At 65.3% G+C, this 11915-nt stretch carries 9 protein-coding genes; 4 read left to right on the top strand and 5 right to left on the bottom strand.

Annotated elements, in window-relative coordinates; translation table 11 throughout:
- Positions 1-12: 12 nt before the first annotated feature.
- Positions 13-987, bottom strand: a complete 975-nt coding sequence (locus GGD66_RS07855; RefSeq protein WP_183257323.1) for a tripartite tricarboxylate transporter substrate binding protein — start codon at positions 985-987, stop codon at positions 13-15.
- A gap of 234 nt (positions 988-1221) precedes the next feature.
- Between GGD66_RS07855 and GGD66_RS07850 the strand changes: the two genes are divergently transcribed.
- Entirely contained in the window at positions 1222-3312 is a 2091-nt protein-coding gene (locus GGD66_RS07850) for a molybdopterin oxidoreductase family protein (RefSeq protein ID WP_183257322.1), read from the top strand.
- Here GGD66_RS07850 and GGD66_RS07845 read toward each other — a convergent pair.
- Complete coding sequence (locus GGD66_RS07845) at positions 3309-4700, bottom strand: caspase family protein (RefSeq protein WP_183257321.1); 1392 nt, start codon at positions 4698-4700, stop codon at positions 3309-3311. The two genes, GGD66_RS07850 and GGD66_RS07845, sit on opposite strands and share 4 nt — an antisense overlap.
- Before the next feature lie 168 nt (positions 4701-4868).
- On the opposite strand from GGD66_RS07845, the gene GGD66_RS07840 reads away from it, so the two are divergent.
- Entirely contained in the window at positions 4869-5651 is a 783-nt protein-coding gene (locus tag GGD66_RS07840; RefSeq protein WP_183257320.1) for an enoyl-CoA hydratase/isomerase family protein, read from the top strand.
- A 134-nt stretch (positions 5652-5785) separates the two neighbouring features.
- Here the strand turns inward: GGD66_RS07840 and GGD66_RS07835 are convergent, their stop codons facing one another.
- Positions 5786-6214, bottom strand: coding sequence for a heme-binding protein (locus GGD66_RS07835; RefSeq protein ID WP_018319272.1), 429 nt, complete (start codon positions 6212-6214; stop codon positions 5786-5788).
- Positions 6207-9218 carry an FAD-binding and (Fe-S)-binding domain-containing protein gene (locus tag GGD66_RS07830; RefSeq protein ID WP_183257319.1) on the bottom strand — a complete coding sequence of 1004 codons (3012 nt, stop codon included), beginning with the start codon at positions 9216-9218 and terminating at the stop codon, positions 6207-6209. The genes GGD66_RS07835 and GGD66_RS07830 overlap by 8 nt, the downstream gene beginning before the upstream one ends.
- Positions 9219-9423: 205 nt before the next feature.
- Here GGD66_RS07830 and GGD66_RS07825 point away from each other — a divergent pair, with 205 nt between their 5' ends.
- Together GGD66_RS07825 and GGD66_RS07820 are read left to right on the top strand one after the other, a co-directional pair.
- Positions 9424-10623: an alanine--glyoxylate aminotransferase family protein gene (locus tag GGD66_RS07825; protein WP_018319274.1), complete on the top strand. Its 1200-nt coding sequence runs from the start codon at positions 9424-9426 to the stop codon at positions 10621-10623.
- A gap of 62 nt (positions 10624-10685) precedes the next feature.
- A complete protein-coding gene (locus tag GGD66_RS07820) occupies positions 10686-11483 on the top strand; it encodes an enoyl-CoA hydratase/isomerase family protein (RefSeq protein WP_018319275.1) in 798 nt (265 codons plus the stop codon).
- A 173-nt stretch (positions 11484-11656) separates the two neighbouring features.
- On the opposite strand, the gene GGD66_RS07815 is transcribed toward GGD66_RS07820, so the two are convergent.
- On the bottom strand, positions 11657-11875 hold the full coding sequence (locus GGD66_RS07815; protein WP_183257318.1) for a hypothetical protein: 219 nt from the start codon (positions 11873-11875) through the stop codon (positions 11657-11659).
- Positions 11876-11915 lie beyond the last annotated feature (40 nt).

Raw genomic sequence — 11915 nt, 5'->3', positions numbered from 1 at the left:
AGCAGTACGGCCTCAGGACTTGTCGAATTTCTTGACGACGTCGGCCCATTTCTCGATGTCGCCGCGCAGGAATTTGTCGAACTGTTCCGGCGTCATCGACAAGGGCAGGGCGCCCTGTTCTGTCCAGAGCTTGACGATGTCGGGCCGCTTCACCATTGCGTTGACGGCTGCATTGAGCTTGTCGATCACGGGCTTGGGTGTTCCCGCGGGCGCCATCAGGCCGAGCCAGATGGTCGCCTCGTAGCCTGCTACACCGGCTTCGCCTGCCGTCGGCACGTTCGGCAGCACGGTCGAACGCTGCTTGCCGGTCGTGGCGAGCGCGCGGACTTGATTTTCGCCGATGTTCGGCGCCATCGCCGGCACTGCGTCGATCATCATCTGCACCTGTCCGCCGATCACGCCGCTGCGTGCCTCGCCGCTGTTGCGATAGGGAACGTGCACGACGTCGATGCCGGCCATGGCTTTGAACAGTTCGCCGGCCATGTGGTAGGGCGTGCCCTGGCCCGAGGAAGCGTAATTCAGCTTGCCCGGCTGCGCCTTGGCGAGTGCGATGAACTCGGCCAGCGTCTTCGCCGGGACTTGCGGGTTCACGACGATGACGAGATCGGAATAATTCACCGGTGCGATCGGCGCGAGGTCGCGCATCAGCTCGTATTTGCGCTTGTCTGCCGTCAGCAGCGATTCATTCGCGGTCTGGGTGTTGGACATCATCAGCAGCGTATAGCCGTCGGCCGGCGATTTCGCCGCCTCAATGGTGCCGATGACGCCGCCGGCGCCGGTGCGGTTCTCGACCACAAAGGGCTGACCAAAACTCTCCTGGAGCACGTTGGCGATCAGCCGGGCCGCGACGTCGGCCGGCCCGCCCGCGCCGAACGGCACGACGATACGGACCGAATGGCTGGGATAATCCTGCGCGAATGAGGGGGCTGCGGAGAATGCGGCAAGCAGGCCGGCCGCCAATGCCAGCACGGATCTTCGGGCGATCATGCCCACCTCCCTGATATCGTTCTTGTTGGCCGGCACTGTAGCGGCAGGGAATGCGGACTGTCGACGGCTCACAAAGCCGATTGTACCAGGGAATATCGCGCGGTTTTCGGTGTGACTGCGCCGCCTTCGCGCTTGCAGCAGGAACCCGCGGCGCGCGCGCTTTGAGCAAATCGCATGGGCCGTGCCGGATAAATGCGCTCGGCTGGCTGGTATTTTGGTGTTACGAACTGGGACATGAACCAGCACGCCAAAATCGAAATCCGCCATTCGACCTGTCCGCATGATTGCCCCTCGGCCTGCGCCCTCGATGTCGAGGTGGTCGAAGGCCGCAGCATCGGCCGTGTCCGCGGTTCGAAAAAGCAGACCTACACGGCCGGTGTCGTCTGCGCCAAGGTTGCCCGCTACGCCGAGCGCATACATCACCCCGAGCGGGTCACGTTTCCGATGCGCCGCATTGGGCCGAAGGGCTCGGGGCAATTCGCGCGCATCTCCTGGGACGAGGCGCTGGACGAGATCGGGCATCGCTTCAATCAAGCCGAACGCGAGTTCGGCGCGGAATCGATCTGGCCCTATTATTACGCCGGCACGATGGGCCTGGTGATGCGCGACGGTCTCAACCGTCTCACGCATGTGAAGAAATATTCGCGCTTCTATCAGACCATCTGCGCCAATGTCGCGCGCATCGGATTCGCGATCGGCACCGGCAAGATCGCCGGTGTCGACCCGCGCGAGATGGCGCTGTCCGACCTCGTCGTGATCTGGGGCACCAACCCCGTCAACACGCAGGTCAATGTGATGACGCACGCCTCCCGCGCCCGCAAGGAGCGCGGCGCGAAGATTGCGGCGGTCGACATCTACGACAACGAGACTATGAAGCAGGCTGACATCAAGATCATCCTGCGCCCCGGCACCGACGGCGCCTTCGCCTGCGGCGTCATGCATGTCCTGTTCCGCGACGGCTACGCCGACCGCGCCTACATGGACAAATACACCGACTGCCCGGCCGAGCTCGAGGCGCATCTGAAGACGCGCACGCCGGAATGGGCGTCCGCGATTTGCGGGGTGCCGGTGGCCGAAATCGAAGCCTTCGCGAAAGCGGTTGGCGAGACCAAGCGCACCTTCTTCCGCTTTGGCTACGGCTTTACGCGCAGCCGTAATGGTGCGACCCAGATGCATGCGGCAAATAGCATTCCCGCGGTGACCGGCGCCTGGCAGTATGAGGGCGGCGGCGCCTTCTTCAACAATTACGCGCTGTGGCATTTCAACGAATCCATCATCGAGGGCCACGACGCCATCGACCAGAGCATCCGTGCGCTCGACCAGTCCAAGATCGGCCGTATCCTCACCGGCGATGCCGAGGCCCTGCGCGGCAAGGGGCCAGTCAAGGCGTTGCTGATCCAGAACACCAATCCGATGACGGTGGCGCCGGAGCAGGCGCTGGTGCGGCAAGGCTTTGCGCGCGAGGATCTGTTCGTCGCGGTGCACGAGCAGTTCATGACCGAGACCGCGCAAATGGCCGACATCGTGCTGCCGGCCACCATGTTCATGGAGCATGACGATCTCTATTACGGCGGCGGCCACCAGCACATCTCGGTCGGGCCGAAGCTGATCGACCCGCCCGGCGAATGCCGCTCCAACCACGAGGTCCTGCAGGCTCTGGCGCCGCGGCTCGGCGCCAGACATCAGGGTTTCGAGATGACGCCGCGCGAACTGATCGACGCGACCTTGAGGCTGAGCAACCACGGCGACATCGGCGGCCTCGAGGCCGACATCTGGCGCGATCTGCAACCGGACTTCCGCACCTCGCATTATCTCGACGGGTTTGCCCATGCCGACGGGAAATTCCACTTCAGGGCCGATTGGGCGCATCCGCCGTTCGGCGTGACCATGGGCGATTTCGACAAGATGCCGTCGCTGCCGGACCATTGGGCGGTGATCGAGCACACCGACCAGGCCCATCCGTTCCGGCTCGCGACCAGCCCCTCGCGCAGCTTCCTCAACACCACCTTCAACGAGACGCCGTCCTCGCAGGCACGCGAGGGCAAGGCGAGCGTGATGATCCATCCGCTGGATGCCGCCGCGCTCGACATCGCCGACGGCGATGCGGTGACGCTCGGCAACCCCCGCGGCGAGACCACGCTGGTGGCGACGCTGTTCGACGGCGTGCGGCGCGGCGTGCTGATCGCGGAGTCCGTTCATCCCAACAAGAACCATATCGGCGGGCGCGGCATCAACATGCTGACGGGCGCCGAAGCCGTGGCGCCGATCGGCGGGGCCGCGTTCCACGACAACAAGGTCTGGATCAGGAAAGCGGCCACCCCTTAGGGGCTGCACTCGGTGACGCCGTAGCCCGCGAACTCCTTCGCAATGTTCGGGTTCATGGACTTTGCCTGCGCGATATCGGTGGCGCCGTCGCCGCCGTTCTTGCGGGTGGCGATGCCGCGGCCGAACAGCGACGATGAGGAGCGCGGGTTGCGCTGGATCGCGTCGGTGTAATCCTTGATCGCCTCAGTGGTCCGGCCGAGCTTGAGGTTGACGAGCCCGCGGCTGTCGAGCGCATCGCTCAATCCGGGATCGACCTGGAGCGCCAGATTGCAGTCGGCGAGCGCGCCCTGCAGATCGCCGCTCGCCGCGCGCGTCCAGCAGCGATTGTTGAGCGCCTCGCCATCCCCAGGATTGCGACGGATCACGAGGTCGAAATCCTGCATGGCGGGTGCATAGGCGCGCTTGATCGCGTAGACTTGGCCGCGCTTGTAACGCGAGGCAACGTCATTGGCGTTCGCCACGATCTTGCGGCTGAGATCGGCGATGACCGGATCCCTGGCGAGATCGTCCGCGCTCGGGGCGGGCTCTGCCTGCGGCACCTCGCAGACCGGTTTCTGCGGCTCGGGTTTCTGAGGCTCCGGCCTGGTCGGGTCGCCGATCTTGTTGTCGGGCGGCCGCGTCACCGAACCTGCGAACGAGAATTCCGTGGTGAGCGAGGACGACAGCCACGGCACCTGCTCGCGCCTGGTGGCGGCGACGACGCCGTTCTTGGTGTTGGTCAGGGCCTGCTCGGCGCTGATGTTCGGCGCACGCATCTCGCGCAGCAGCTCGGCGACGAACAGGCCGTGCTCGGTCTTGCCGCTGGCCGCGACCGCGCCGAGCGCGGCGGAGTAGAGCACGAGCGAATTGCTCGGCGCGATCGCCGGGGCAAGGCCCGCCGAATAGCGGCGGAAGCGCCGTTCGAACGGGTTGCGGCGCGAGGCGTCGATCAGCGCGATCTTGATCGCGGCGCCGCGCGTGTTCATCTCGGCGAGGATGCTGTCGAGGCTGAAGCCGTCGCGCGCCACATCCGGCTCCGTCCAGATCTGGGCGTCGACCGGAAGCAAATAGGTCTGCCGGTTCGACTGGATGGCAAAACCGTCGAAGAAGATCAGCGCCACCGCGCCACGTTCGATCCGGGCATAGAAGCGATCCAGCACCTGCCGCATGGCGTCGGCCGTGAGATTGTTCTGCCGGTCGACGACGAAGCCGTCGCGCTTCAATTCTTCAGTGACGTCCTGGATGTCGTTGGCGACCTCGTTCAGCACGAACTCGTTGTCAGGATATCTCGCATTGCCGATCACCAGCGCCAGTTTCGCGGCATCGGCCGCGTGGCTTGCGGGCGCTGCGCCCAGCACGAGCAAGCCTGTCAGCAACAAAATCATCGCGGCGCGCATGAAATGGCTCATCGGTGATCAAAATCTCCAGTCAGGATAACGGCCGTCACCCGCAATTCAATCACCAAGCGAATTTGCGCCCACACGCTATGGTGACACGGTGTTGCAGATTGCCCTTGCGTGCGCCGCCCGTCCTGCCGCAAATGGCTGCAAAATGGATGGCAAGGAAGCGAGCGTACCATGACCGACACCACAGCAATCATCACAGAGAAGCGCGGGCAGGCGTTCTGGATCACCATCAACCGGCCGGAGAAACGTAACGCGCTGAACGGCGAGGTCATCGCCGGCATCACCGAAGGCTATCGCGACGCGCACGACGACAAGGACGTCCGCGTCATCGTGCTGACGGGCGCGGGCGACAAGGCGTTCTGCGCGGGCGCCGATCTACAGAATTCCGGCGCGGCTTTCGCGATGGATCATTCCAAACCAAATGTCGACTATGCCGATCTGTTACGTTTGTCACAGAACGCCACCAAGCCGGCGATTGCGCGGGTCGGCGGCGTCTGCATGGCCGGCGGGATGGGCCTGCTCTGCATGACCGACATGGCAGTGGCGGCCGATCACGTCGTCTTCGGCCTGCCGGAGGTGAAGGTCGGCGTGTTCCCGATGCAGGTGCTGAGCCTGCTGCAGTCCATCGCGCCGCCGCGGCTCGTCAACGAATGGGCGCTCACCGGCGAGCCGTTCGATGCGAAGACGGCGCAAGCCGCGGGTCTGCTCAACTACGTCGTGCCCACCGCCGAGCTCGATGCCAAGGTCGACTGGCTGATCGGCCGCATCGTCGACAAATCCCCGACCGCGATCCGCCGCGGCAAATACGCCATGCGCGCCATCGCCTCGATGTCGTTCGACGAGAGCATCGCCTACACCGAAAGCCAGATCGCGCTGCTCGCGATGACCGAGGACGCCAAGGAAGGCCTGAAGGCGTTCAGCGAAAAGCGGAAGCCGGTCTGGACGGGAAGGTGAGGGGCGCTCGCAACTCGTAGGGTGGGTTAGCGTAGCGTACCCACCGCTTCTGCTGCCGCAGAGAAAGAAGAGGTGGGTTACGCCCTGCGGGTCGCGCTTTGCGCGCCCACAGTGCTAACCCATCCTACGGCATGTCAGCCCGCGTTCGGCTTCAGCCCCGCCGCCTGGATACCCGCCACCGCGCAGGCCTCGTCATTGTCTGAGGTGTCACCGGAGACGCCGACAGCGCCGAGCAGCGTCGCGCCGTCCATGATCAGGACGCCGCCGGGGACCGGCACCAGCGCGCCCTTGGCGATGGTGTTCACGGCGTCAATGAAAAAGGCCTGCTCCTGGGCGCGCTGGAACAGGGCACGTGAGCCCATGCCCATGGCGAGCGCGCCGTAGGCCTTGCCGTGGGCGATCTCGCCGCGCATCAGGCTGGTGCCGTCCTGCGCCGCGGCGAGCTTGAGCACGCCGCGTGCGTCGAGGATGGTGACGACCAGCGGCTTCAGCTTGAGTTCGCCGGCCTTCGCGAAGGCGGCGTCGAGGATCTTGCGGGCGGTGTCGAGGGTGAGGTCAGCCATGGCTGGTTTCCTTTGCGATTGAGTTGGTTGAGGAATTGGATTCGGCATGATCAAGGCTCATCGCCAGCACGCGCGCGACGTGAAGCGCCTCGCGCCGGGCGCCGTCATGGATCTGGTGGCGGCAGGAGGTGCCGTCGGCAACGACGAGAGTCGTTAGGTCCGCGCGCCGCACGGCGGGCAGCAGCGACAGCTCGGCCATCTCGATCGAGGCATCATAAGTGTCCGCGCCATAGCCGAACGCGCCGGCCATGCCGCAGCAACTCGATTCGATGGTCTCGACCGCAAGGCCCGGGACGAGGCGCAGCACCTGCTCGACCGGCTTGAAGGCGCCGAAGGATTTTTGATGGCAATGGCCGTGCACGACGGCCTTCTCAGCGACGGTGCCGAGCGGCAGTTGCAGCCGGCCGGCCTCGGCCTCGCGCACCAGAAATTCCTCGAAGGTCAGCGCATGGGCGCCGACCGCCTTGGCGTCGTTGTCCTTGCGCAGCGAGGCGAGCTCGTCGCGCAGCGTCAACAGGCAGCTCGGCTCGAGACCGACGATCGGCACGCCGCGCGCGGCAAAGGGCGCGAACGCGGCCACGAGACGATCGAGCTCGACCCTGGCTTCATCGACGAGGCCGGCAGAGAGGAAGGTGCGGCCGCAGCAGAGCGGGCGGCTGCCGCTCAGCGCCTTCGGCAGATGCACGCGATAACCGCCGGCCGTGAGCACGCGCAGGGCGGCATCGAGGTTCTCGCGCTCGTAGATGCGATTGAAGGTGTCGGCGAACAGCACGACCTCGCGGCCATCGACGGGCCCGACCACGTCAGCCGCCGGCGCAAAAACGTCGCTGCGGAAGGCGGGCAGGGCGCGGCGCGCGCTGATGCCGGCGAAGCGCTCGAGCAGCTTTCGGAGCAGCGGGCTGCGGTTGCGCAAATTGGCCAGCGGCGCCAGCCGCGATGCGAGGCCGGCATAGCGCGGGAGATAACCGACCAGGCGGTCGCGCAATGTCAGGCCGTGCGAGGCGGCGCGCGCGGCCAGCACCTCGATCTTCATCTTGGCCATGTCGACGCCGGTCGGGCATTCGTGGCGGCAGGCCTTGCAGGAGACGCAGAGTTTTAGCGTTTCCATCATCTCGTCGGACGACAGCGCGCCGGGGCCGAGCTGGCCCGAGATCGCAAGGCGCAGCGTGTTGGCGCGGCCGCGGGTGACGTCCTTCTCGTTGCGGGTGGCGCGATAGGACGGGCACATCACGCCGCCCTCGAGCTTGCGGCAGGCGCCGTTGTTGTTGCACATCTCGACCGCGCCCTGGAAGCCGCCGCCGGCGCCGGGATAAGCCGACCAGTCGAGCTTCGTCTTCAGCTCGCCGACGCGATAATCGGGCTTGAAGCGGAACAGCGAGCGGTCGTCCATCTTCGGTGCGTCGACGATCTTTCCGGGATTGAGCACGCCATCGGGATCGAAGCGCTGCTTCACCTCCCTGAAGTCGGCGACCAGACGCTCGCCGAACATCGTCTCGTGGAATTCGGAGCGCACCAGGCCGTCGCCATGCTCGCCGGAATGCGAGCCCTTGTACTCGCGCACCAGCGCGAAGGCCTCTTCGGCGATGGCGCGCATCGCCTTGACGTCCTTCTCCAGCTTCAAATTCAGCACCGGGCGCACATGCAGGCAGCCCTCGGAGGCGTGCGCATACATCGTGCCGCTGGTGCCGTGCTTCGCAAACACCTCGTTCAGCCGTGCGGTGTAGTCGGCGAGGTGCGGCAGCGGCACGGCGCAATCCTCGACGAAGGAGACCGGCTTGCCCTCCTGCTTCATCGACATCATGACGTTGAGGCCGGCGGCGCGGAAATCGGCGATGCCGCTCTGCAGCGCCGGCTCGGTGATCTCGACCACGCCGCCCCATTTGCGCGTGTCGTTGGTCCAGCCGAAACCGAGATCGCCCATGAGCTCACCGAGCTGTTTGAGACGGAGGACGTTGTCCGCCTGGTCTTCTTCGGCGAATTCGACCACCAGCACGGCGTCCGGATCGCCCTTGATCGCGGCGGAGATAATGGGGCGGAACATCGCGATGTCGCGGCCGAGCGCGAGCATGGTGCGGTCGACCAGCTCGACCGCGATTGGCTTCAGCTTGACGAGGTGCTGGGCCGAGTCCATCGCCTCGTAGAAGCTGCCGAAATGGCAGACGCCCAGCGCCTTGTTGCGGATCACCGGCCACAGCTTCAGCTCGACCTTGGTGGTGAATGCCAGCGTGCCCTCGGAGCCGACCAGCAGATGCGCCATGTTGTTGCGCGCATTGCGCGGCACCAGCGCATCGAGATTGTAGCCACCGACGCGGCGCTGCACTTTGGGAAACCGCGTCGCGACCTCGTCGGCCTCGCGCGTGCCGAGATCGAGCATGTCGCGGAACAGGGCGCGCGCGCTGTCGTTTGCGTCGAGGTCGGAGAGATCGCGCGAGACCTCGCCGTAACGGCTCAGTGTGCCGTCGGCGAGGGCGGCCTCCATCGACAGCGTGTTGTCGCGCATGGTGCCGTAGCGGAGTGAGCGCCCACCGCAGGAATTGTTGCCGGCCATGCCGCCGATGGTGGCGCGCGAGGCCGTGGAGACGTCGACCGGGAACCACAGGCCATGCTTCCTGAGCTGGCGGTTGAGATCGTCGAGCACGATGCCGGGCTCGACCACGCAGGTGCGGCCCTCAACGTCGAGCGAGAGGATGCGATTCAGGTGTTTCGACAGATCGACCACGATCCCGTCATTGACGGTCTGGCCGCATTGCGAGGTGCCGCCGCCGCGCGGGGTGACCTTGCGCCCCTCGTCGCGGGCGATCGCCAGTGCCAGCAAGGCCTCGTCCATGGTCTTGGGCACGACCACGCCGGCCGGCACGATCTGGTAGAACGAGGCGTCGGTGGCGTATCGGCCACGGCTGAAGCGGTCGAACAGGACATCGCCGGTGATTTCCCGGGCCAGGCGTGCCGCCAGGCTGCCCTTTTGAGCCGATTCCGGTGATTTTCCAGCCACTTCCGCCGCCATGGTCCGCTTTCGCCTGTTCGCCGGCACCGTCTTGCCTCCCGTCACGGCCCTTGGCAAGCGAGCCCTGCTTCTTGTGCATTGACGGACCTCGCCGGGCGAGGGACAAGCCCGGCGAATAGTGATATGCGAGCGGCTCGCGGGAGCCCCGAATTCGGGCCCCCGACGCTCACGTCGAGACAAGCCTCAAAGACCGGGAAGGACGCCGATGACCGTGCACACTGGAAGGCATTTCTTACAGATTCCAGGACCGACCAATGTGCCCGACCGGGTGCTGCGGGCGATGGACATGCCGACGCTGGACCATCGCGGTCCGGAGTTCGCCGAGCTCGGTTTTGCGGTTCTCGCCTCGATGCAGCGGGTGTTCCGCACCAAGCAGCCCGTGATCATCTTCCCCTCGTCCGGCACCGGCGCCTGGGAAGCGGCGATGGTCAATGTGTTCGCGCCCGGCGACAAGCTCCTGATGTGCGAGACCGGCCAGTTCGCCGTGCTGTGGCGCGGCATCGCCGACAAGTTCAAGCTCGACGTCGACTTCATCCCGAGCGACTGGCGCCACGGCGCCGACCTCGCCGAGATCGAGAAGCGCCTCGTCGCCGATAAGCAGCACGCGATCAAGGCGGTCTGCGTCGTGCACAACGAGACCTCGACCGGTTGCGTGACGCCGCCCTTGGAGGTGCGCAAGCTGCTCGACCGCGTCAAGCATCCGGCGCTGTTGATGGTCGATACCATCTCCGGCCTCGGCTCGATGGAATATGAGCACGACGCCTGGGGCATCGACGTCTCGGTCGCCGGCTCCCAGAAAGGCCTGATGCTGCCGCCCGGACTCGGCTTCAACGCCGTCTCGGAGAAGGCGCTGGCCGTGGCCAAGGCCAACCCCGGCATGCGCTCCTACTGGGATTGGCAGGAAGTCATCAACTTCAACAAGCTCGGCACCTTCCCCTATACGCCCGCCACCAACCTGCTCTACGGCCTGCGCGAAGCGGTCAAGATGCTGGAAGAGGAGGGGCTGGAGAACGTCTGGACCCGCCACAAGCGCCACAGCGCGGCGACGCGTGCGGCGATCAAGGTCTGGGGCCTGGAGACGCAGTGCGCCGACCCGGCTGCACACTCGCCGGCGCTGACCGGCGTGCGCGTGCCTGATGGCCACGACGCCGACGCCTTCCGCAAGGTTGTGCTGGAGAACTTCGACATGTCACTCGGCACCGGCCTGAACAAGGTCAAGGGCAAGGTGTTCCGCATCGGCCATATTGGCCACTTCAACGATCTGATGCTGATGGGCACGCTCGCCGGCGTCGAGATGGGCCTGGATCTCGCCAAGATTCCGCACCGGAGCGGCGGCGTCCTGGCGGCCATGGACGTCCTGAAGGGACGCGACGTGGTGCCGATGACCAAGGCTCAGGTGGCTTAAAGGCTCGGGTGGCCTGGCGACTCAACTGGCCTGAACCGACCTAGAGAAGAAGAGAGCGCGCGATGAACGCACCGACGACTGCCAACGAGGACCTGCTCTACTCCGTCCAGGACGGCATCGCGCGGATCACCTTCAACCGCCCGCAGGCGCGCAACGCAATGACCTTCGCCATGTATGATCGCATGGCCGAGATCTGCCAGGAGATCAACGCCGACCGTTCGATCAAGGCGCTGATCCTGACCGGCGCCGGCGACAAGGCGTTTGCCTCCGGCACCGACATTTCCCAATTCCGTGCGTTCAAGACGGCGCAGGACGCACTCGACTACGAGGCGCGCATCGACCGCGTGCTCGGCACGCTCGAGCAGTGCCGCGTGCCCGTGATCGCGGCCATCGCCGGCGCCTGCACCGGCGGCGGCGCCGGCATCGCGGCCTGCTGCGACCTGCGCATCGGCACCGAGACGACGCGCATGGGCTTTCCGATCGCGCGCACGCTCGGCAACTGCCTGTCGATGTCGAACATCAGCCGCGTCGTCGCGCTGGTCGGACCCGCCCGCACCAAGGATCTGATCTTCAAGGCGCGGCTCGTCGAGGCGCCGGAGGCGCTGGCGCTTGGCCTCCTCAACGAGGTCGTGCCCGACGTCGAGACGCTGCAGCGCCGCGCCGATGAGACCGCAAAGCTGGTCGCCAGCCACGCGCCGCTCACGCTGGAAGCGACCAAGGAAGCGGTGCGCCGCATCCGCCGCACGCTGTCGCGCGAAGAGGGCGAGGACCTGATCCTGAAAGCCTATATGAGCGAAGATTTTCGCGAGGGCATGGACGCCTTCCTCAACAAGCGCACGCCGAACTGGAAGGGCAAGTAGCCCGCGTCCTTGGCCGGCTGCGCCATATTAGGGCGTGTACTCATAAAGGCGCAGACGTCGGCTTTGAGATCTAAGCAGAAATTTTCTGCTCAATCAGAGCGTTGCCGGCTTTGACCCATAGCGGACACTTTCCGTCCGGGACAACCCCATGTGTTCGCTGCGCCGATGGCGATTTAGCGTGGCTGCTCGATTACGTTAATTCGGAGGTTGCCTTCGAGCTCCCAACGTCCATCGACGTTCACCGTGCATCCGCTTCCGATCAAATAGCGAGCGGAAAAGCCTGCCTTTTTCCAACGCTGCTCGCATCCATCATTCGATATGATTGGGACAAGCTCTACGATCAAAAACAATGCTACAGCGCCGAAACCCAGATAGAAGATGACCTTTCGCATAAGTGCCCTCCGGTCGAAAAACCGTAGCACGAACGACTGA

The organism is Bradyrhizobium sp. CIR48 (assembly GCF_014198315.1).
In the GTDB taxonomy this organism is placed as follows: domain Bacteria; phylum Pseudomonadota; class Alphaproteobacteria; order Rhizobiales; family Xanthobacteraceae; genus Bradyrhizobium.
Note: the sequence above shows the minus strand (reverse complement) of the source record. Positions and strands in the feature narration are given on the sequence as shown.

Excerpts from the sequence above, each read along its gene's own strand:
- GGD66_RS07835 (WP_018319272.1), bottom strand. The coding sequence starts at position 6,214 with ATGGCTGACCTCACCCTCGACACCGCCCGCAAGATCCTCGACGCCGCC.
- GGD66_RS07815 (WP_183257318.1), bottom strand. The coding sequence starts at position 11,875 with ATGCGAAAGGTCATCTTCTATCTGGGTTTCGGCGCTGTAGCATTGTTT.
- GGD66_RS07830 (WP_183257319.1), bottom strand. The coding sequence starts at position 9,218 with ATGGCGGCGGAAGTGGCTGGAAAATCACCGGAATCGGCTCAAAAGGGC.
- GGD66_RS07850 (WP_183257322.1), top strand. The coding sequence starts at position 1,222 with ATGAACCAGCACGCCAAAATCGAAATCCGCCATTCGACCTGTCCGCAT.
- GGD66_RS07820 (WP_018319275.1), top strand. The coding sequence starts at position 10,686 with ATGAACGCACCGACGACTGCCAACGAGGACCTGCTCTACTCCGTCCAG.
- GGD66_RS07855 (WP_183257323.1), bottom strand. The coding sequence starts at position 987 with ATGATCGCCCGAAGATCCGTGCTGGCATTGGCGGCCGGCCTGCTTGCC.
- GGD66_RS07845 (WP_183257321.1), bottom strand. The coding sequence starts at position 4,700 with ATGAGCCATTTCATGCGCGCCGCGATGATTTTGTTGCTGACAGGCTTG.
- GGD66_RS07840 (WP_183257320.1), top strand. The coding sequence starts at position 4,869 with ATGACCGACACCACAGCAATCATCACAGAGAAGCGCGGGCAGGCGTTC.
- GGD66_RS07825 (WP_018319274.1), top strand. The coding sequence starts at position 9,424 with ATGACCGTGCACACTGGAAGGCATTTCTTACAGATTCCAGGACCGACC.